Below are 20,517 nucleotides of genomic sequence, written 5' to 3'. Positions count from 1 at the left end.
CCGCATATTGCGGATTGAAGCAGGAACCTGGCACGATCTTAGGGACTCCGTACAGGTGAAAATATGCCAATGAACGAATCAAAAAAGCCCTGCGTATGGCGGAATGGCCCCATACCGGAGAGGAGCTGGTGCGGATGGATAAACATCTGATGCAGTATAAAGGCAGCTTAAAAACTTTTATCATTGCCGGATGCCTGACGATGATCCAATCGGTTGCTATTATCGTGCAGGCAGTATACCTGGCAAAAGCGATTGTCCATTTATACAAAGGGGTGCCGTGGCAGGAAGCAGCGGCTGAATTTGGCATCTTTTTCGCCGCCCATCTCATCCGCCACTTTTTGCAGTGGGCAAAGTCGCGGGTTGCGTTCCGGTTTGCCGGCCGCACGTCCCTCCATTACCAAAACTTGCTCGTTGAAAAGCTGTTTCGCATCGGACCGCGCGCCATCAGCAGGCATGGCACGGGCAATCTGGTGACGCTTTGCCTTGAGGGCATTCCGGAGTTCCGTACTTATTTAGAGCTTTTTATTCCACGGTTTATCGCGTGCCTGACGATCCCGGCTGTTCTCCTTGTGTATATTTTTTCACAGGATGTTGAAACCGGGATCACGCTGCTGGTTGTCATGCCGATTTTAATCGGGTTTTTGATTCTGCTCGGGCTCGCCGCGCAAAAGCAGAAAGAAGCGAGATGGGAAACGTACCAGCTGCTTTCCCGCCATTTTGTGGACTCGTTAAGGGGGCTCGTGACGCTGAAATTTTTAGGGCGGAGCAAAAGCCATAAAGAAGCCATTTGGGAAGTCAGCAACAAGTACCGGATTGCCACAAACCGCACGCTCAGAATTGCTTTTTTATCGTCGTTTTCCCTGGACTTTTTTGCGACTTTGTCCGTGGCGGTCGTGGCCGTGGAACTCGGGCTCCGGCTGATTAACGGGCAAATCGGATTTGAACCGGCTCTTGCGCTTTTAATTCTCGCGCCGGAGTATTTTATGCCGGTCCGCGATCTTGGCAGCGATTACCATGCCACGATGAACGGCAAAGAGGCGGGCGAGAAGATCCACCGCCTGCTTGCCGAAAAAGAAGATTTTGGAAATGGGCTTTCTTTTCCCGTCCCGGTTTGGAACGAACACAGTACATTAACGGTGGAAGGGCTCGAAAAACAGTCGCCGGAAGAAAACCGGGCGATTTTGCAGGATGTCACGTTTACCGCCCGTGGGTTTCAAAAAATCGGCGTGATCGGCATCTCCGGTTCGGGCAAATCGACGCTGATTGACCTGTTATCCGGGTTCTCCATGCCGAATGGCGGACGGATCAGGATTGACGGCCTGGAAGTTCCGCATTTGTCCTTTACCGAATGGCAAAAGCAGGTGAACTACATTCCGCAGCATCCGTATATTTTTGCAAAGACCGTACGGGAAAATATTGCCTGGTATGCGCCGGATGCGCCGCTTGAAAAGATTGAGGAAGCGGCCCGGACAGCAGGGCTTTCCGACCTCATCGCCAGCTTTCCGAACGGGCTTGATGAAAAAATCGGCCAGGGCGGACGGGTGCTAAGCGGCGGTGAAGAACAGCGGATTGCGCTTGCGCGGGCATTGCTGGATGCACGTCCGGTTATGCTTTTGGATGAGCCGACTGCGCATCTCGATATCGAAACGGAACAGGAAATTAAACAGCTGATGCTCCCGCTTTTTGAACATAAACTTGTCTTTTTTGCCACCCACCGCCTGCACTGGGTAAAAGAAATGGATTTGATTTTGGTGATGGATGGCGGCAGGCTTAGAGAAGCGGGCACATACGATGAGCTGTACCGGAAAAAAGGCGCCTTTTACGAACTTGTCGAGGCGCAGCGGGGAGGGGTAGAACATGGCATACTTCAACCGGTATATTAAACCGTATATCCGTCAGTACCGGTGGCTGATGGTAGCTACTGTCCTGCTTGGCATTGTTGCTTTTCTTGCTTCATCGATGCTCACCTTTACGTCCGGGTATTTGATCACAAGGGCTTCCGAAATGCCGGTGACGATTCTTTTGATTTATGTCCCGATCGTCGGCGTGCGCGCTTTCGGGATCGCGCGGCCGGTCGCCCGTTATTTTGAGCGGCTTAGCGGGCATAATACGGTGTTGAAGATTCTTGCTGATATGCGCGTCAAACTGTATGAAATGCTCGAACCGCAGGCGCTGTTTATCCGCTCGCGTTTTCAGGCGGGGGATCTGCTCGGCACGCTTGCCGATGACATCGAGCACTTGCAGGACGCTTATATCCGCACCATTTTTCCTGTCGTGACGGCGCTGTTTTTGTTTTTATATTCTGTTTGCACGCTGGCTGCATTTGACTGGCAGTTTGCGTTATGGATTGCCTTATTAATGGGGATCGTCCTGTTTGTTTACCCGCTTTTATCCTTATATTTCATGAAAAAACGACAAATCGCGCTGAAAGAAACACAGAGCCGGCTGTACCGCAACGTCACGGATACTTTATTCGGCATCCGCGACTGGATCATCAGCGGAAAGAAAGAACGGTTTTTCAAGCAGTTTCATGAAGACAGCCAGGAAAGCCACGAAATGGAAAGGAAGATGTCCTTTTGGAATCATAACCGGAACTTTCAGCTACAGGTCATCTCGGGCATGATTTTAATATTTACCGGCATCTGGGCAGGGCATGCCGCAATGCATGGAGACATCGCCCCGACCTATATTGCGTCTTTTACACTTGTAACCCTTCCGATTCTGGAAGGCATCATCCCGGCATCCGCGGCGGTGGAAAAGATTCCGGCATACAAGGAATCCCTGCAACGGATTGACGCGATCCGGCAGTACGTCCCGGATAAAAGCAGGAATAGCGTAGTTCCTGGAGAGAAAGCGGATATCCGTTTGGAACATGTCTTTTACTATTATGAAAACGAACCGGCCGCAGCTTTGAACGATGTGTCACTCACCATTCCCCATGGGCAAAAAATCGCGGTGCTTGGCAAAAGCGGAGCGGGCAAATCGACGCTTCTCCATCTGCTGATTGGGGCGCTGCAGCCTGCTTCAGGGACCGTTTCCATCGGCGGGCATGCCCCGGCAGCATATGGCGAAGGGATTCACCAGCTGGTCAGTGTCTTGAACCAGAAACCTTATCTGTTCGCGACAACGGTCGAAAATAACGCTGCCCTCGGACGCCCCGGCGCCACATCAGAAGAAATAGAGGAGGCCATCCGGCAAGTCAAACTTGACCGGTATCTCCACTCCCTTCCAAATGGGATCCATACCCAAATGGAGGAAACCGGCCAGCGTTTTTCGGGAGGCGAGCGGCAAAGAATCGCCCTCGCACGGATCCTGCTGCAAAATACGCCTGTGGTCATTTTGGATGAACCGACTGTCGGGCTTGATCCCCTGACAGAAAAAGACCTGCTCGATACGATGTTTGAAGTTTTAAAGGACAAAACGGTGATTTTCATTACTCACCATCTGGCCGGGATGGAAAAAATGGATCAGATCGTCTTTCTGGATGAAGGAAAAATCGCCATGCAGGGCACACACGCGGCATTGATGGAAAACCATGCGCGTTACCGCAAACTTTATCAACTGGACCGCGGGGACGCTTGACCAGCCCCCGCTTTTTCCAGTGCCACTGTTGCAGCATGGGCGCCTGCAAGTGAATTTGCCGTTTTTTATTTCTGCCCGTGCCGCGAAAGAAGCAGATGGGTTATCTATCGCCGGTTGCAAAAAATAGACACAATTTTTGAAAGCGTTACCATTGCTTTCTTCTTTACAAACCATTACACTGAAGATGAACCGAATTTGGAAAGGGTGGCGCCAGTGCAAACATTTGATTTCACAGGAAAAGTTGCAATCGTAACCGGCGGTGGGGGAGGAATCGGCCGCGAAGCATGCTTGAAACTGGCTGCGGGCGGAGCAAATGTCGTGGTCGCTGATTTATCTGATGAATTGGGAGAAGAAACGGCTGGAAAAATCCGTGAAAATGGTGGGGAAGCGATTTTTGTCCGGACCGATGTTTCCAAATCCAAAGATGTCCAACATTACGTCCGAACTGCGCTAGATACTTATGGAAAAATTGATATTCTTTTAAACAATGCTGGTTGGGAAGGAAAGATGAAACCGCTCATAGATTATCCCGAAGAAGTATTTGATAAACTGATGGGCATTAATGTACGCGGCGTCTTTCTTGGTATGAAGTATGTGTTGCCGCATATGATCAGCCAAAAAAGCGGCACCATTGTCAATACGGCTTCTGTTGCCGGCCTCGTCGGCACACCGGAAATGGTGGCATACGGCGCCAGTAAGCATGCGGTGATCGGCATGACGAAAACGGCAGGAATTGAGGCAGCTCCGTCCGGCGTCCGTGTCAATGCGGTATGTCCAGGGGTTGTGGACACAGAAATGATGAGAAAAATTGAAAACGGTTTTGCCGGAGGTGATTCAGCAGCTGCTGAACAAACGAGGCAGCAAATGGCTGCATCCGCCCCGACTGGCCGCTATACACAACCGGAAGAAGTGGCGAATGTTCTGCTCTATCTTGCATCAGACCTGTCTTCCCATATCATTGGGCAAACGGTTGTCATTGATGGCGGGGCAGTCCTTTCCTAAAGTCCGGCTGTAATATCTATTATAAGAAATAACAATTTCGATAAATGGAGGGAAGCTCCCGGGTATACCGTCTGCAGTATAACGCCTGGCTGTACAGCGTAAACAAGTTGATTTGGCTTCCCTCCGTAAAGCTGAAAAAATATATAAAATAAATAAAATCTCTCAGCTCTGTTGCCTGCTGCAAAAAGTATCGTCATGCAAATCGGTGCCCAGGCTTGATGTAAAAACTCAAGTTCATTTTATATAGAATAAAAATATACAAAGGCTGTTGACATCGATTTGCTATCTTGGTATATTAATAAATGTCGCTGCTTCACATGAGGCAGGACAGATAAAAAAGTGTTGACAAAGCACTTTATACTTGATATAATATAAAAGTCGCTGTTATGAATAAACGGCGAAGATTGTTCCTTGAAAACTGGACAAAACGAAACGTCAAATTCTTTTTGAGCTTTTATCAAACATCTTTACTGAGAGTTTGATCCTGGCTCAGGACGAACGCTGGCGGCGTGCCTAATACATGCAAGTCGTGCGGACCTTTTAAAAGCTTGCTTTTAAAAGGTTAGCGGCGGACGGGTGAGTAACACGTGGGCAACCTGCCTGTAAGATCGGGATAACGCCGGGAAACCGGGGCTAATACCGGATAGTTTTTTCCTCCGCATGGAGGAAAAAGGAAAGACGGCTTCGGCTGTCACTTACAGATGGGCCCGCGGCGCATTAGCTAGTTGGTGGGGTAATGGCTCACCAAGGCAACGATGCGTAGCCGACCTGAGAGGGTGATCGGCCACATTGGGACTGAGACACGGCCCAAACTCCTACGGGAGGCAGCAGTAGGGAATCTTCCGCAATGGACGAAAGTCTGACGGAGCAACGCCGCGTGAGTGAAGAAGGCCTTCGGGTCGTAAAACTCTGTTGCCGGGGAAGAACAAGTGCCGTTCGAACAGGGCGGCGCCTTGACGGTACCCGGCCAGAAAGCCACGGCTAACTACGTGCCAGCAGCCGCGGTAATACGTAGGTGGCAAGCGTTGTCCGGAATTATTGGGCGTAAAGCGCGCGCAGGCGGTTTCTTAAGTCTGATGTGAAATCTTGCGGCTCAACCGCAAGCGGTCATTGGAAACTGGGAGGCTTGAGTGCAGAAGAGGAGAGTGGAATTCCACGTGTAGCGGTGAAATGCGTAGAGATGTGGAGGAACACCAGTGGCGAAGGCGGCTCTCTGGTCTGTAACTGACGCTGAGGCGCGAAAGCGTGGGGAGCAAACAGGATTAGATACCCTGGTAGTCCACGCCGTAAACGATGAGTGCTAAGTGTTAGAGGGTTTCCGCCCTTTAGTGCTGCAGCTAACGCATTAAGCACTCCGCCTGGGGAGTACGGCCGCAAGGCTGAAACTCAAAGGAATTGACGGGGGCCCGCACAAGCGGTGGAGCATGTGGTTTAATTCGAAGCAACGCGAAGAACCTTACCAGGTCTTGACATCCTCTGACCTCCCTGGAGACAGGGCCTTCCCCTTCGGGGGACAGAGTGACAGGTGGTGCATGGTTGTCGTCAGCTCGTGTCGTGAGATGTTGGGTTAAGTCCCGCAACGAGCGCAACCCTTGACCTTAGTTGCCAGCATTGAGTTGGGCACTCTAAGGTGACTGCCGGTGACAAACCGGAGGAAGGTGGGGATGACGTCAAATCATCATGCCCCTTATGACCTGGGCTACACACGTGCTACAATGGATGGTACAAAGGGCTGCGAGACCGCGAGGTTAAGCCAATCCCAAAAAACCATTCCCAGTTCGGATTGCAGGCTGCAACCCGCCTGCATGAAGCCGGAATCGCTAGTAATCGCGGATCAGCATGCCGCGGTGAATACGTTCCCGGGCCTTGTACACACCGCCCGTCACACCACGAGAGTTTGTAACACCCGAAGTCGGTGAGGCAACCTTTACGGAGCCAGCCGCCGAAGGTGGGACAGATGATTGGGGTGAAGTCGTAACAAGGTAGCCGTATCGGAAGGTGCGGCTGGATCACCTCCTTTCTAAGGAAATTAAGGAAAACTTCGTTTTCCACAATTAAGTTTGACGTTTCCGTTTTGTTCAGTTTTGAAGGTTCAATCCTTCAGTATGTGTTCTTTGAAAACCGGATAGGAGAAACAAACCAAGTAAACCGAGAATCGCTTATTTTTGGATTTAAATCTTTTTATGGTTAAGTTAGAAAGGGCGCACGGTGAATGCCTTGGCACTAGGAGCCGATGAAGGACGGTACAAACACCGATATGCTCCGGGGAGCTGTACGTAAGCGTTGATCCGGAGATTTCCGAATGGGGAAACCCCCTGTCTTTAATTGGACAGGATTCCTGCCTGAATCCATAGGGCAGGAAGGGCACACCCGGGGAACTGAAACATCTCAGTACCCGGAGGAAGAGAAAGCAATTGCGATTTCCCAAGTAGCGGCGAGCGAACAGGAAACAGCCCAAACCGGAAGGCTTGCCTTCCGGGGTTGTAGGACACTCATATGGGAGTTACAAAAGAACAGGTTAAGTGAAGCGGCCTGGAAAGGCCTGCCGGAGAAGGTAAAAGCCCTGTAACTGACACTTCGTTCTCTCCCGAGTGGATCCTGAGTACGGCGGGACACGAGGAATCCCGCCGGAATCCGGGAGGACCATCTCCCAAGGCTAAATACTCCCTAGTGACCGATAGTGAACCAGTACCGTGAGGGAAAGGTGAAAAGCACCCCGGGAGGGGAGTGAAAGAGATCCTGAAACCGTGTGCCTACAAGTAGTCAGAGCCCGTTAACGGGTGATGGCGTGCCTTTTGTAGAATGAACCGGCGAGTTACGGTCTCATGCAAGGTTAAGCTGAAGAAGCGGAGCCGCAGCGAAAGCGAGTCTGAACAGGGCGAAAGAGTATGAGGCCGCAGACCCGAAACCAGGTGATCTACCCATGTCCAGGGTGAAGGCAAGGTAACACTTGCTGGAGGCCCGAACCCACGCACGTTGAAAAGTGCGGGGATGAGGTGTGGGTAGCGGAGAAATTCTAATCGAACTTGGAGATAGCTGGTTCTCTCCGAAATAGCTTTAGGGCTAGCCTCAAGCGAAGAGTTTTGGAGGTAGAGCACTGTTTGGACGAGGGGCCCTCATCGGGTTACCGAATTCAGACAAACTCCGAATGCCAAAAACTTATGCTTGGGAGTCAGACTGTGAGTGATAAGATCCATGGTCGAAAGGGAAACAGCCCAGACCGCCAGCTAAGGTCCCAAAGTATACGTTAAGTGGAAAAGGATGTGGCGTTGCTTAGACAACCAGGATGTTGGCTTAGAAGCAGCCATCATTTAAAGAGTGCGTAATAGCTCACTGGTCGAGTGACGCTGCGCCGAAAATGTACCGGGGCTAAACGTATCACCGAAGCTGCGGATGGACACCATTTGGCGTCCGTGGTAGGAGAGCGTTCTAAGGGCGTTGAAGCCGGACCGGAAGGACCGGTGGAGCGTTTAGAAGTGAGAATGCCGGTATGAGTAGCGAAAGAAGGGTGAGAATCCCTTCCACCGAATGCCTAAGGTTTCCTGAGGAAGGCTCGTCCGCTCAGGGTTAGTCGGGGCCTAAGCCGAGGCCGAAAGGCGTAGGCGATGGACAACAGGTTGATATTCCTGTACCGCCTCTTCACCGTTTGAACGATGGGGGGACGCAGGAGGATAGGGAAAGCGCGACACTGGTTGATCGCGTCCAAGCAGTTAGGCCGGTGCGGAGGCAAATCCTTCGCGCCAAGGCGGAGCTGTGATGGCGAGGGAAATTTTAGTACCGAAGTTCCTGATTCCACACTGCCAAGAAAAGCCTCTAGTGAGGTGAAAGGCGCCCGTACCGCAAACCGACACAGGTAGGCGAGGAGAGAATCCTAAGGTGAGCGAGAGAACTCTCGTTAAGGAACTCGGCAAAATGACCCCGTAACTTCGGGAGAAGGGGTGCTTTTTGGGGTGTATGCCCCGGGAAGCCGCAGTGAATAGGCCCAGGCGACTGTTTAGCAAAAACACAGGTCTCTGCGAAGCCGCAAGGCGAAGTATAGGGGCTGACACCTGCCCGGTGCTGGAAGGTTAAGGAGAGGGGTTAGCCGTAAGGCGAAGCTCTGAACTGAAGCCCCAGTAAACGGCGGCCGTAACTATAACGGTCCTAAGGTAGCGAAATTCCTTGTCAGGTAAGTTCTGACCCGCACGAAAGGTGTAACGATCTGGGCACTGTCTCAACGAGAGACTCGGTGAAATTATAGTACCTGTGAAGATGCAGGTTACCCGCGACAGGACGGAAAGACCCCATGGAGCTTTACTGCAGCCTGATATTGAATTTTGGTACAGCTTGTACAGGATAGGTAGGAGCCTTGGAAACCGGAGCGCCAGCTTCGGTGGAGGCATCGGTGGGATACTACCCTGGCTGTATGGAAATTCTAACCCGCACCCCTTACCGGGGTGGGAGACAGTGTCAGGCAGGCAGTTTGACTGGGGCGGTCGCCTCCTAAAAGGTAACGGAGGCGCCCAAAGGTTCCCTCAGAATGGTTGGAAATCATTCGCAGAGTGTAAAGGCATAAGGGAGCTTGACTGCGAGACTTACAAGTCGAGCAGGGACGAAAGTCGGGCTTAGTGATCCGGTGGTTCCGCATGGAAGGGCCATCGCTCAACGGATAAAAGCTACCCTGGGGATAACAGGCTGATCTCCCCCAAGAGTCCACATCGACGGGGAGGTTTGGCACCTCGATGTCGGCTCATCGCATCCTGGGGCTGTAGTCGGTCCCAAGGGTTGGGCTGTTCGCCCATTAAAGCGGTACGCGAGCTGGGTTCAGAACGTCGTGAGACAGTTCGGTCCCTATCCGTCGCGGGCGCAGGAAATTTGAGAGGAGCTGTCCTTAGTACGAGAGGACCGGGATGGACGCACCGCTGGTGTACCAGTTGTCTTGCCAAAGGCATCGCTGGGTAGCTATGTGCGGAAGGGATAAGTGCTGAAAGCATCTAAGCATGAAGCCCCCCTCAAGATGAGATTTCCCACAGTTTGTACTGGTAAGATCCCTGAAAGATGATCAGGTTGATAGGTCCGGGGTGGAAGCGCGGCGACGCGTGGAGCTGACGAATACTAATCGATCGAGGACTTAACCAAATAGAAAAGCGGAGGTGCCTTGTTTAGCCCCGACAAGCGAATGTTCTGACCGGCATGGAGCCGTCTTTTGGCTCCGTGACGGGCAGGTTATTCGACCTCGAGGGGCTAGGCACCGGAGCTGGACAATAGAAAAGCGGAAGCGCCTCGCTCATCGGCGTACGGATTTCGGAGCTTTCGACTGAGATAAAGGAAACACGGCGAGCCCCTAAAGGCGAGCCGATGCCCGCTTATCGTAGGGAGAAAGCGTAGAAATACGCTAGCCGATAGGCGCTGGAGCTAGACAATTCTCAAAGTTAGAAACGCATTCTCCGTTTACAGTTTTTTCTCCCATCCGGTTTTCAGGGAATCACATAATTCCTGTTGATAAGCAATGGAAACTTTGCTATAATGATTTTTGTCATTGAGGTCCGGTGGCGATGGCGGAAAGGTCACACCCGTTCCCATCCCGAACACGGAAGTTAAGCTTTCCAGCGCCGATGGTAGTTGGGGATCTCCCCCTGCGAGAGTAGGACGCTGCCGGGCCTGATATTCCGCAGTAGCTCAGTGGTAGAGCAATCGGCTGTTAACCGATCGGTCGTAGGTTCGAATCCTACCTGCGGAGTCATATGCTTCCATAGCTCAGCAGGTAGAGCACTTCCATGGTAAGGAAGAGGTCATCGGTTCGAGCCCGATTGGAAGCTTATAGTTTTTTGGCCCGTTGGTCAAGCGGTTAAGACACCGCCCTTTCACGGCGGTAACACGGGTTCGAATCCCGTACGGGTCACCATTTACATATTTGGAGGATTAGCTCAGCTGGGAGAGCGTCTGCCTTACAAGCAGAGGGTCGGCGGTTCGAGCCCGTCATCCTCCATTTTTATGCCGGTCTAGCTCAATTGGTAGAGCAACTGACTTGTAATCAGTAGGTTGGGGGTTCAAGTCCTCTGGCCGGCACCATTTACGGAGGGGTAGCGAAGTGGCTAAACGCGGCGGACTGTAAATCCGCTCCCTCAGGGTTCGGCGGTTCGAATCCGTCCCCCTCCACCATCCTTTTTTTTGGACATGCACTTTGGTGCATTTTTTTGGTGAGAGGGTTCATACTATAGATAATTGGGCCATAGCCAAGCGGTAAGGCAACGGACTTTGACTCCGTCATGCGTTGGTTCGAATCCAGCTGGCCCAGCCTTTTGCTATTGAATTGGCGTAGCCATTTGATATATAGATTTTTACGAGCCATTAGCTCAGTTGGTAGAGCATCTGACTTTTAATCAGAGGGTCGCAGGTTCGAATCCTGCATGGCTCACTCTTTTCTTTTTTTAAAGTGTGTGGTATTCTATAAATATGCGGAAGTAGTTTAGTGGTAGAACAACACCTTCCCAAGGTGTGGGTCGCGGGTTCGAGTCCCGTCTTCCGCTTCAAAGAGAAACGCTCAAAACCCTTTTTTATAAGAGGATTTTGAGCGTTTTTTATTTATCTGTAAATTGTTTTAACATCATGTACACTTCATTGTCTGTTAATGGGTGGTTGATGTTTAATCTAGTGGTGCAATTACCTTAGAAGCCCCCACCTGCAAAGCTAAAAAATCAGTGAACAAGAATGTTTGACTGCCGTCTGAAGGAGGATATTTTAGCTAATTCCCATTTCTTCTGTATAATTATACAGAATTTTGTACAGTTGAGCCAATTGGAAAACAATTTTACAATGATATATAGAGAGAAGGGAAGGGGGCAGTCTGATGGAGAAACATATTACAATAATGGGTGTTCCAATGGATCTTGGGCAGCGATATAAAGGGGTGGATCTGGGCCCGCAGGCGATCCGGTATGCAGGTGTGAAAGAAGGGCTAGAGAAACTCGGCTGCGCGGTTACCGATTTGGGCAATATTGAAATTGGCAGGGCGGAGCAGCTCCCTGATGATGAAGCCAATGCGAGAAATTTGAAATCGATTTCAAAAGCAAGCCAGTCCATTGCAGAGCATACAGATGAAATTGTAAAAAGCAACCGGTTTCCGCTTATTTTTGGTGGCGACCACAGTATTGCCATTGGCACAATTGCCGGCATCAGCAAGCATTACAGAAATCTCGGCGTCATTTGGTTTGACGCGCATGCGGATATGAACATTCCTGAGACAAGCCCTTCCGGAAATGTCCACGGCATGCCGCTTGCCGCCAGCCTCGGGCACGGGCATGCTTCTTTAACGGGCGTTTACGGCTATATTCCAAAACTGAAAGCGGAGCATGTTGTCCTGATCGGGCAGCGGGATTTGGACGAAGGGGAAAAGGATTTCATCCGTAATCTGGGCATAAAAATCTACACGATGGCTGAAATTGACCGGTTCGGGATGGAGAGTGTCATGACAGAAAGTATTAACTATTTAAAAGAAAGAACGGATGGCATTCATTTGTCGTTCGATTTAGATGCGCTCGATCCGCAAGAAGCCCCGGGTGTGGGAACGCCTGTATACGGCGGGATTCATTTCCGCGAAAGCAGGCTCGCCATGGAGATGCTGCACGATGCAGATGCCGTTGTTTCAGCCGAGGTTGTTGAAGTAAACCCGATCCTTGACAGCCGCAATCAAACGGCAGAAAAAGCTGTCCGCCTGATTGAAACATTGTTTGGAAAAAAACTTCTTTAAAAATAGCCCCTGCCGGCCGGTATCCGGCACTGCAAATAAAAAAACGGCAAATGATGTTTTGCCGTTTTTTTATTTAAATCTATTCCATGGGTGTTCTGTTCACTTATCCCTGAAGTTTACTGCTTTTCAATTTGTTAAATTGATTGATGAGCTGGTCCAGATGCCTGCTTGCCTGTAAGACCTGGTCATCCCAGTATGCAGTGGTCGAAGCGAGCTGAATCATTTCACGTCTTTTTTCCTCAATTTCCAACATTAAGGCTCGGCTTTTCTGGTTCATCCCTGACTCCCCGTTCATATTCAAATTTGTAATATTTTATATCCATTTTACTAAAGATTTAAACATTTTTTCCATAACTTTGCTACAATAGACTTGAACATTTTTTTACTTTTTTTTGAAACCTTTTCAGGAGAAAACCGTAAAAATAACGTACCGCACAGGGCGGAGGGGGAAAATGGAAGCAACTGTAAACCGAAAAATTAAGCAGGTCATGAAGGGTGACCAAAATGCTTTTAATGATATCGTTGAATTATATAAAGATAAAGTATTCCAAATCTGTTTCCGCATGATCGGGAGCCGCACCGAAGCGGAGGATCTGGCGCAGGAAACATTTATCCGCGCCTATATCCATATTAAAAGTTTTAAGCAGGAACGGAAATTTTCATCGTGGTTGTACCGGATTGCTACTAATTTGTGTATTGACCGGATCCGCAAGAAGAAACCTGATTTTTATCTGGATGCGGAAATTTCCGGGACGGAAGGGCTGACCCTTTATTCAACCGTACCGGCGGAGGAAAAGCTGCCGGATATGCAGGTGGAGACACTTGAGATGCAGGAAATGATCCAGCGAGAAATTTTAAAATTGCCGGAAAAATACCGAATTATTATCGTTTTAAAGTATATTGAAGAATTATCTTTAAATGAAATCAGCGAAATGCTGGACATTCCGCTGGGAACGGTAAAAACAAGAATCCACCGCGGGCGTGAAGCGCTGCGAAAGCAATTGGGCAGGCTGTGAGGAGGGAAAAATATGGAGGCATGTTCTGAGAGAATTGTACTGTATATGCATGAATACTTAGATGAAGACATTCCGGAAGACCATAAAAAAATGCTCGAGTACCATTTGGAAACATGCCGCGCGTGCCGACAGCATTTTTATGAGCTGCAAAAAAGCATCTTTTACGTGCAAAGCCTTCCGAATGTCCAGGCGCCTCCCGGTTTTACAGGCCGCGTTATGAAAAATCTTCCAAGGGAGAAAAAGCGGGTCGGGGCGGGCCGCTGGTTGAAAATGCATCCGTTTCTCGCCTCCGCCGGCTTGTTCTTCATTTTAATGGCAGGCGCGATGTTTTCCGAGTGGCATAACCCGGACGAGTTTTCCGTAACGAAAAACAAAGACATCATTGTCCAGGGGCATACCGCAATTGTGCCGAAGGGAAAAGTGATTAAAGAGGACATTACGGTAACAAACGGCGATCTCCGGATTGAAGGGAAAGTGGAAGGGAATGTGACGGTGGTCCGGGGAAATGAATATATGGCCTCCGCGGGGGACGTTACCGGAAATGTGGAAGAAATTAATGAAGTTTTTGAATGGATTTGGTATAAAATAAAAGATACAGGACAGGATGCATGGAAGCATTTGAAATGAATATAAATATATTGGAGCGGGGCCGGATCCGGTTCCCGTTTCTTTTTCCAGATATACAAAAGCTGCTATTTCGCCGTGGGAAATGATATAATAGAACAGTTGAAGACAGAGGATATGAAGATTGATGAATTAATGGAGGCAGGGTCATGCATATTGCTGATTTCCCCATCTGGAGCTATCTCTCCAAAATTGTGGATATATTGGTCGTCTGGTATGTCATCTATAAATTATTAATGGTGATCCGCGGAACAAAAGCGGTCCAGCTTTTGAAAGGCATTTTTGTGATCATCATCGTCAGGAGTCTCAGCAGCTTGCTCGGGTTGCAGGCGCTGGCATGGATGATGGATCAGGCACTTACATACGGATTTCTGGTCGTGATTATTATCTTCCAGCCGGAGTTGCGGCGGGCCCTTGAGCAACTCGGCAGGGGAAAATTCTTTTCAAGAACGAACGGCCAGGAAGAAGATGAGCAGGCCCACCTCGTTGAAGCGATCGTCAAGGCGACCAGCTATATGGCGAAACGCAGAATCGGCGCCCTGATCTCGATTGAGCGCGGAACAGGATTAGGCGATTATATCGAAACCGGTATTCCGCTTGATTCTGTTGTGTCGGCTGAACTTTTGATTAATATCTTTATTCCGAACACCCCGCTTCATGATGGCGCCGTGATTATCCAGAAGCGGAAAGTGGCGGCAGCAGCCTGCTATTTGCCACTTTCCGAGAGCCCGTTTATTTCGAAGGAACTGGGGACAAGGCACAGGGCCGCGGTCGGGATCAGTGAGGTAACAGACTGTTTGACGGTGGTTGTATCCGAAGAGACGGGCGGGATAACGGTCACGAAGAATGGCGAGCTTCACAGGGATTTAAGCCTGGAGCAATTGCAGGAAATGCTGGAAGCCGAACTGAACTATACCCAGAAAACAAAGGAGCCTTCCTTGTCGAAATGGAACTGGAGGGTGAGAAAACATGGATAAACTGATGGACAATCGTTGGTTTATGAGGGTGCTGGCGCTTGTTTTAGCCATCCTGCTTTATATTTCAGTTGCGGTGGAAAACGGCGAAGGCAATAAAATTATCGGTTCCGCCACAAAAAACAGCAGTGGCGTAATTGAAAATATGCCGGTCCAGCTGATTTATGATAATAAAAACCTTGTTGTATCAGGCGCACCGAAAACGGTGGACGTGACTGTAACCGGCCCGAAAGTCATCGTCCAGCAGGTGAAAGCCGCTAGGGATTTCACCGTTTACATGGATTTAAGCAATGCACAAATCGGCAAGCAAAAAGCCAAATTGAAAGTAAAAGATCTTTCCGATAAACTGAAATACAAACTCAACCGTACGTATGCTACCGTATCGGTACAAGAAAAAGTATCCAAAATTTTCAACGTTGAGGCAGAATACGACAAAGATATGCTGGCAACCGGGTATGAAGCATCTGTGCCTGCTGTGGAGCCGGGTACTGTGAAAATTACCGGGGCGAAAAACGTCATTGACAGGATCAGTTATGTAAAAGCGACAGTGGAAATCAGCAAACCGATTACGGAAAGTTTTACGAGGGCCGCGACAGTGAATGTCCTCGACCGGAATTTAAATAAACTGGATGTCTCGGTCAACCCGGATAAAGTGAATGTCTCGGTGAATGTGACCAATCCGAGCAAAACCGTCCCGATTTCCATTAACCCGGTTGGCAGTAACCGCGACAATTTGACAATAACAAGTATCACGACAAATCCGAAGAAGGTGACCATCTACGGCACCAGTGCCCGCCTTGCCGGGATTGAGACGCTGCCGGTTAACATCGACATCAGCAAAATTACGAAAGATACGACCATTGATGTTCCAATTACTCTTCCGGACGGTATCAATAAGGTGGATCCGGAAATGGTCACAGCGACCATCAAAGTGGAAGAAAAAAAGAATGAGGATGAGAAAACGCTGAGCAATATTCCGATTAAGGAAAAAGGACTGGCTGCCGGCTATCAAATGGATTTCCTTTCTCCAAAGAGCGGAACGATTGATATTATTGCAGACGGGAAAAAGAGCGATTTGGACAAGATTTCCGCCTCTGATTTTAACGTTTCGATCAATCTGTCTGGTCTGAAGGAGGGGGACCATGACGTTAGCTATATTGTATCGGGCCCGAAAAATGTAACGTGGAGGCTTTCCGGTGAAAAGGCGAAAATACGCATAAGTGACGCAGCACAAAAGACAGAATAACAGAACTGATATGCGGAAAAGAAGGAGCGAAACCTGATGACGAAATTTTTTGGTACAGACGGAGTAAGAGGCATAGCAAATTCTGAACTCACACCTGAACTTGCTTTTAAACTGGGACGTTTCGGCGGATATGTTTTGACCAAGCATGCGAATGAGCGGCCGAAAGTTCTGATTGGCCGCGATACGCGCATTTCCGGGCAGATGCTTGAGGGGGCGCTTGTTGCCGGGCTTCTGTCTATCGGGGCGGAAGCAATGCGGCTTGGCGTGATTACCACGCCGGGTGTTGCTTATTTGACAAAAGCATTGGGGGCGCAGGCCGGCGTCATGATTTCGGCATCGCATAACCCGGTGGAAGATAACGGCATTAAGTTTTTCGGCCCCGATGGTTTTAAACTGTCGGATGATGAGGAAGCGGAAATCGAAGAACTGCTCAATCAAGACACGGATGACCTGCCGCGGCCGGTCGGGAAAGATCTCGGTATTGTCAGCGACTACTTTGAAGGCAGCCAAAAATACCTGCAGTTCTTAAAACAGACAGTGGATGAAGAATTTACCGGTATTCATGTGGCGCTTGACTGTGCCAACGGTTCGACTTCTTCGCTGGCGACATATCTTTATGCTGATCTTGATGCAGATGTCTCGACAATGGGAGCATCCCCGAACGGTCTGAACATTAATGACGGGGTCGGGTCCACGCATCCGGAAGCGCTTGCTGCTTTCGTCCAGGAAAAAGGCGCGAATGTCGGGCTTGCATTTGACGGCGACGGCGACCGGTTGATCGCTGTTGATGAAAAAGGCCAGATCATAGACGGGGACCAGATTATGTATATTTGTGCCAAATACTTAAAACAAGAAGGGCTTTTAAAGAAAAATACCGTCGTTTCTACTGTAATGAGCAATCTCGGCTTCCATAAGGGCCTTGAAGCGCTCGGCATTAACAGTGTTCAAACGGCTGTCGGTGACCGGTACGTTGTCGAAGAAATGAAAGCAAACGGCTTTAATTTGGGCGGTGAGCAGTCGGGCCATATTATTTTCCTTGACCATAACACGACCGGGGACGGCCTTTTAACCGGGCTGCAGCTGATCAACATCATGAAGATCGCGAACAAGCCGCTTTCCGAACTGGCTGCGGAAATGAAAAAGTACCCGCAGAAACTCGTGAATGTAAAGGTAACCGATAAATACCATGTTTTAGAAAACGAAAAAATAAAATCGGTGATTGATGAGGTGGAAAGGGAAATGGCCGGAAATGGGCGTGTTCTTGTCCGCCCTTCCGGAACAGAGCCGCTTGTGCGTGTCATGGTGGAAGCACAGACGGCGGAAGACTGCAGCCGGTTTGTTTCCCGGATTGCCGGGGCAGTGGAAGCGGAAATGGGTTTAAGAGAATAATTTTAAAAAATCTATCCCGGCTTTTCATTCAGTGGTGAAACCAATTATTTTTTCCTGTGCATAAGGGGGCACGTAACAACCCTCTTATGCATATTTTATGTTGAGAAAGCGAAAATATGTTGACGAAGTATAACGCATACGCTATGATAATGTTGTTGTTTTCTCTTCACTTTACAGAAAAGGAGGATCGTTTGCGATTTTTTTCTAAAAGCGCCAGAACTGGGCCTGGGACGGATAGGTCCAGTTGACGAGGAGGAGGAGTATCGAGCTTTCGGCGGATGCCTCCCGGCTGCCACACACAGCCGTATGTTTTTCCACAAATCGGCGGGGCGACCCGGCGGACAAAGGGAAAAGCATGTGGGAAGAGAAAACGGATCAGCAGTTTTACAAAAATTTCAAGAGATAAGGGGGCAGGACTGCTCCCGGTAGTTCTTGCCCCCTTGTGATCCGAGGAGGAAGAACAAATGTGTGGTATTGTTGGTTATATCGGTACTGAAGATGCGAAGGAAATTTTGTTAAAAGGCTTGGAGAAGCTGGAATATAGAGGCTACGATTCTGCAGGGATCGCTCTCCGAAATGAAGCCGGCGTGCATGTGTTTAAAGAAAAGGGACGGATTGAAGATTTGCGCCGGATCGTGGATATGCGAATTGCGGCAACGATCGGCATCGGCCATACACGCTGGGCAACCCACGGGGTTCCGAGCAGAGAAAATGCCCACCCGCACCAAAGTGCATCCGGCCGTTTTACGCTTGTGCATAACGGCGTGATCGAAAACTACACGCTTTTGCAAAAAGAGTATCTCACGGATGTTCGTTTAAAAAGTGATACCGATACAGAAATTATCGTGCAACTGGTGGAAAAATTTGCTTCAGAAGGCCTTGAAACGGCGGAAGCGTTCCGGAAAACGCTCTCGCTTTTAAAGGGTTCTTATGCGCTTGCCCTCTTGGACGAAAAAGACGGCAATACGATTTATGCGGCAAAAAATAAAAGCCCGCTTTTGGTAGGCGTAGGAAACGGCTTTAATGTGGTGGCGAGCGATGCAATGGCGATGCTGAAAGTGACAGACCAGTTTATCGAACTGGCAGATGGAGAAATGGTCATCCTTACCCGCGGGCAAGTCACCATCCGGAATCTTGCTGGTGAAACGATCACCCGCCAACCGTATAAAGCAGAAATCGATGCAAGCGATATAGAGAAGGGTACGTACCCGCATTATATGCTGAAAGAAATCGATGAGCAGCCACTCGTGATGCGGAAAATTATCCAGGCTTACCAGGACATCAGCGGCAAATTGTCTGTTGACAGCCAAATTATCGATGCCGTAACCGAGGCTGACCGGCTTTATATCATCGCATGCGGCACGAGCTACCATGCCGGTCTTGTTGGCAAGCAGCTGATTGAGAAGCTGGCGAAAATTCCGGTTGAGGTCCATGTATCCAGTGAGTTTGTTTACAATATGCCGCTTTTGTCAGAAAAACCGCTGTTCATTTTTATTTCACAAAGCGGGGAGACAGCCGACAGCCGTGCCGTGCTTGTAAAAGTGAAAGAATTGGGTTACAAGACGCTGACGATGACCAATGTGCCGGGCTCGACGTTGTCCCGTGAAGCGGATTATACCCTATTGCTTCATGCAGGACCGGAAATTGCGGTTGCTTCGACAAAGGCATATACGGCGCAAATTGCCGTCCTTGCAATTCTTGCTGATGTAGCGGCAAAATCGCGCGGTTTCAGTGAAGGCTTCGACCTGGTGCATGAACTCGGCCTTGTGGCAAATGCGATGGAAGTGCTGTGCGGATCAAAAGAAGAAATTGAACAAATGGCATATGACTATTTGACGGTTACCCGCAATTGCTTCTTCATCGGCCGTTCGATGGACTACTTTGTCTGCCTTGAAGGCGCACTGAAGCTGAAGGAAATCTCTTATATTCAAGCGGAAGGTTTTGCAGGGGGCGAACTCAAACACGGTACAATTGCCCTGATTGAGGACGGTACACCGGTTGTCGCGCTTGCTACGCAAAAAGACGTCAACTGGAGCATCCGCGGCAATGTCAAGGAAGTTGTCACCCGCGGGGCCAACCCTTGCGTGATCTCGATGAAAGGCCTGAATGAGGAAGGCGACCGTTTCGTCATTCCTCATGTACACGAATTATTGACACCTCTTATCTCTGTTGTACCATTGCAGTTGCTTGCTTATTACGCAGCACTGCACCGCGGCTGCGACGTCGACAAGCCGAGGAATTTGGCCAAATCGGTCACAGTCGAATAAACCAAAAAGCCCGGGAAAGCTAGAATGACTGGTTTTCCTGGGCTTTTTTTTTAATCAAATGATTGATTGAAGGGGTGATACAAGGTAAAACAAGGCGATTTTATTGGCCCGGCTTCTTTGGGTGAGGCCTTGTATCTCCCTGTTAAAAAGTCCATCCCCTGCAAAAAAGTTGGTACCCGCTGTTAAATAGTTGGTACCTGACCGGCAGGAGACCAGGCCAATTCAGCAGGCAAATATGGTTGTTTTCCGGGTCATTTTCAACCCTAATTCAATAGAAAGACAAACTCAGGCTGGATCCAAAACGGGTTCAGTTTTTCTTTTGTACAGCGGCCCCAATCCTTTGTCCCGCAAGGGTTCCGGCGTTCTCTAATCCTATAGCGTTAGAAGCCCCACTGTATGGAATTGGGCGATTTTCAGTCCTTTTTCATGTGGTTCCCAGCCAGCTCAGTTCCGTCATTTCTCCAATATTTTTTCTCTAATCAGGGAAGAACTTTTTGACATTTCCAGACTATGCTGCACATCCCAGCAACCTAATTTCTGGTAAAAATCAGGCGTTTTGGGAACCAACTTTTTAACATTGCCAGCGGTCATCAAAATGCGGTTGGAGCCTTGGGGGAGTAAGAGGAAAGGGGGATTTTGGCGGGGAAGGACTTTTTTACAGGGGAATAAATAGTAATATATATCTAAA

General features: G+C 49.4%; 11 protein-coding genes, 9 tRNA genes and 3 rRNA genes. 22 read left to right on the top strand and 1 reads right to left on the bottom strand.

All coding sequences use genetic code 11. The features are described 5' to 3' along the window. The first annotated feature begins 134 nt into the window (after positions 1-134). The 16 genes from cydD (at position 135) to rocF (ending at position 12,313) form a co-directional block, all read left to right on the top strand. A complete protein-coding gene (cydD, locus tag ABR335_RS16360; protein WP_014096463.1) occupies positions 135-1,883 on the top strand; it encodes a thiol reductant ABC exporter subunit CydD in 1,749 nt (582 codons plus the stop codon). After that, positions 1,858-3,582, top strand: coding sequence for a thiol reductant ABC exporter subunit CydC (gene cydC / locus ABR335_RS16355; protein WP_014096462.1), 1,725 nt, complete (start codon positions 1,858-1,860; stop codon positions 3,580-3,582). Before cydD ends, cydC begins: the two co-directional genes overlap by 26 nt. Before the next feature lie 213 nt (positions 3,583-3,795). Further along, positions 3,796-4,584, top strand: coding sequence for an SDR family NAD(P)-dependent oxidoreductase (locus tag ABR335_RS16350; RefSeq protein ID WP_014096461.1), 789 nt, complete (start codon positions 3,796-3,798; stop codon positions 4,582-4,584). A 466-nt stretch (positions 4,585-5,050) separates the two neighbouring features. After that, positions 5,051-6,604, top strand: a 16S ribosomal RNA gene (locus ABR335_RS16345). Positions 6,605-6,769: 165 nt separating this feature from the next. Then, positions 6,770-9,702, top strand: a 23S ribosomal RNA gene (locus tag ABR335_RS16340). 406 nt (positions 9,703-10,108) lie between these two features. Beyond that, positions 10,109-10,224, top strand: a 5S ribosomal RNA gene (rrf, locus tag ABR335_RS16335). The 16S, 23S and 5S rRNA genes sit together here with 9 tRNA genes alongside, the layout of an rRNA operon. A gap of 7 nt (positions 10,225-10,231) precedes the next feature. Next, a tRNA-Asn gene (locus ABR335_RS16330) sits at positions 10,232-10,303 on the top strand. Between the two features lie 6 nt (positions 10,304-10,309). Further along, a tRNA-Thr gene (locus tag ABR335_RS16325) sits at positions 10,310-10,382 on the top strand. Positions 10,383-10,393: 11 nt separating this feature from the next. Beyond that, positions 10,394-10,468 (top strand) — tRNA-Glu (locus ABR335_RS16320). Positions 10,469-10,479: 11 nt separating this feature from the next. Then, positions 10,480-10,552 (top strand) — tRNA-Val (locus tag ABR335_RS16315). Between the two features lie 7 nt (positions 10,553-10,559). Next, positions 10,560-10,635, top strand: a tRNA-Thr gene (locus ABR335_RS16310). 5 nt (positions 10,636-10,640) lie between these two features. After that, positions 10,641-10,725, top strand: a tRNA-Tyr gene (locus ABR335_RS16305). 64 nt (positions 10,726-10,789) lie between these two features. Continuing rightward, a tRNA-Gln gene (locus ABR335_RS16300) sits at positions 10,790-10,861 on the top strand. A gap of 47 nt (positions 10,862-10,908) precedes the next feature. Then, a tRNA-Lys gene (locus tag ABR335_RS16295) sits at positions 10,909-10,981 on the top strand. A 40-nt stretch (positions 10,982-11,021) separates the two neighbouring features. Then, positions 11,022-11,093 (top strand) — tRNA-Gly (locus ABR335_RS16290). Positions 11,094-11,413: 320 nt separating this feature from the next. Further along, positions 11,414-12,313 (top strand): arginase, encoded by a 900-nt coding sequence (rocF, locus tag ABR335_RS16285; RefSeq protein WP_014096460.1) that lies wholly within the window; start codon positions 11,414-11,416, stop codon positions 12,311-12,313. 103 nt (positions 12,314-12,416) lie between these two features. On the opposite strand, the gene ABR335_RS16280 is transcribed toward rocF, so the two are convergent. Next, on the bottom strand, positions 12,417-12,590 hold the full coding sequence (locus ABR335_RS16280; protein ID WP_014096459.1) for an aspartyl-phosphate phosphatase Spo0E family protein: 174 nt from the start codon (positions 12,588-12,590) through the stop codon (positions 12,417-12,419). 175 nt (positions 12,591-12,765) lie between these two features. On the opposite strand from ABR335_RS16280, the gene sigW reads away from it, so the two are divergent. From sigW to glmS, 6 genes are all read left to right on the top strand, one after another. Continuing rightward, the gene (gene sigW / locus ABR335_RS16275) at positions 12,766-13,329 is read left to right on the top strand and encodes an RNA polymerase sigma factor SigW (RefSeq protein WP_014096458.1); all 564 of its coding nucleotides are present in this window, start codon (positions 12,766-12,768) and stop codon (positions 13,327-13,329) included. Positions 13,330-13,341: 12 nt separating this feature from the next. After that, entirely contained in the window at positions 13,342-13,956 is a 615-nt protein-coding gene (locus tag ABR335_RS16270) for an anti-sigma factor family protein (RefSeq protein ID WP_014096457.1), read from the top strand. 146 nt (positions 13,957-14,102) lie between these two features. Then, positions 14,103-14,930 carry a diadenylate cyclase CdaA gene (cdaA, locus tag ABR335_RS16265; RefSeq protein ID WP_014096456.1) on the top strand — a complete coding sequence of 276 codons (828 nt, stop codon included), beginning with the start codon at positions 14,103-14,105 and terminating at the stop codon, positions 14,928-14,930. Beyond that, positions 14,923-16,173 (top strand): CdaR family protein, encoded by a 1,251-nt coding sequence (locus ABR335_RS16260; protein WP_014096455.1) that lies wholly within the window; start codon positions 14,923-14,925, stop codon positions 16,171-16,173. Before cdaA ends, ABR335_RS16260 begins: the two co-directional genes overlap by 8 nt. Positions 16,174-16,209: 36 nt before the next feature. Further along, positions 16,210-17,562, top strand: a complete 1,353-nt coding sequence (glmM, locus tag ABR335_RS16255) for a phosphoglucosamine mutase (protein WP_014096454.1) — start codon at positions 16,210-16,212, stop codon at positions 17,560-17,562. 464 nt (positions 17,563-18,026) lie between these two features. Then, positions 18,027-19,829 carry a glutamine--fructose-6-phosphate transaminase (isomerizing) gene (gene glmS, locus ABR335_RS16250; RefSeq protein WP_350346388.1) on the top strand — a complete coding sequence of 601 codons (1,803 nt, stop codon included), beginning with the start codon at positions 18,027-18,029 and terminating at the stop codon, positions 19,827-19,829. Positions 19,830-20,517: the final 688 nt, after the last annotated feature.

Origin of the sequence: Heyndrickxia faecalis (genome assembly GCF_040267745.1) — a bacterium.
In the GTDB taxonomy this organism is placed as follows: domain Bacteria; phylum Bacillota; class Bacilli; order Bacillales; family Bacillaceae_C; genus Weizmannia; species Weizmannia faecalis.
The sequence above is the reverse complement of the archived record's forward strand: the minus strand, read 5'-3'. Positions and strand labels throughout refer to the sequence as shown.

Bases quoted from the DNA above. Each gene is read 5' to 3' on its own strand.
- cydD (WP_014096463.1), top strand. From the start codon at position 135: ATGGATAAACATCTGATGCAGTATAAAGGCAGCTTAAAAACTTTTATC.
- cydC (WP_014096462.1), top strand. From the start codon at position 1,858: ATGGCATACTTCAACCGGTATATTAAACCGTATATCCGTCAGTACCGG.
- rocF (WP_014096460.1), top strand. From the start codon at position 11,414: ATGGAGAAACATATTACAATAATGGGTGTTCCAATGGATCTTGGGCAG.
- ABR335_RS16280 (WP_014096459.1), bottom strand. From the start codon at position 12,590: ATGAACCAGAAAAGCCGAGCCTTAATGTTGGAAATTGAGGAAAAAAGA.
- sigW (WP_014096458.1), top strand. From the start codon at position 12,766: ATGGAAGCAACTGTAAACCGAAAAATTAAGCAGGTCATGAAGGGTGAC.
- ABR335_RS16270 (WP_014096457.1), top strand. From the start codon at position 13,342: ATGGAGGCATGTTCTGAGAGAATTGTACTGTATATGCATGAATACTTA.
- cdaA (WP_014096456.1), top strand. From the start codon at position 14,103: ATGCATATTGCTGATTTCCCCATCTGGAGCTATCTCTCCAAAATTGTG.
- ABR335_RS16260 (WP_014096455.1), top strand. From the start codon at position 14,923: ATGGATAAACTGATGGACAATCGTTGGTTTATGAGGGTGCTGGCGCTT.
- glmM (WP_014096454.1), top strand. From the start codon at position 16,210: ATGACGAAATTTTTTGGTACAGACGGAGTAAGAGGCATAGCAAATTCT.
- glmS (WP_350346388.1), top strand. From the start codon at position 18,027: ATGTGTGGTATTGTTGGTTATATCGGTACTGAAGATGCGAAGGAAATT.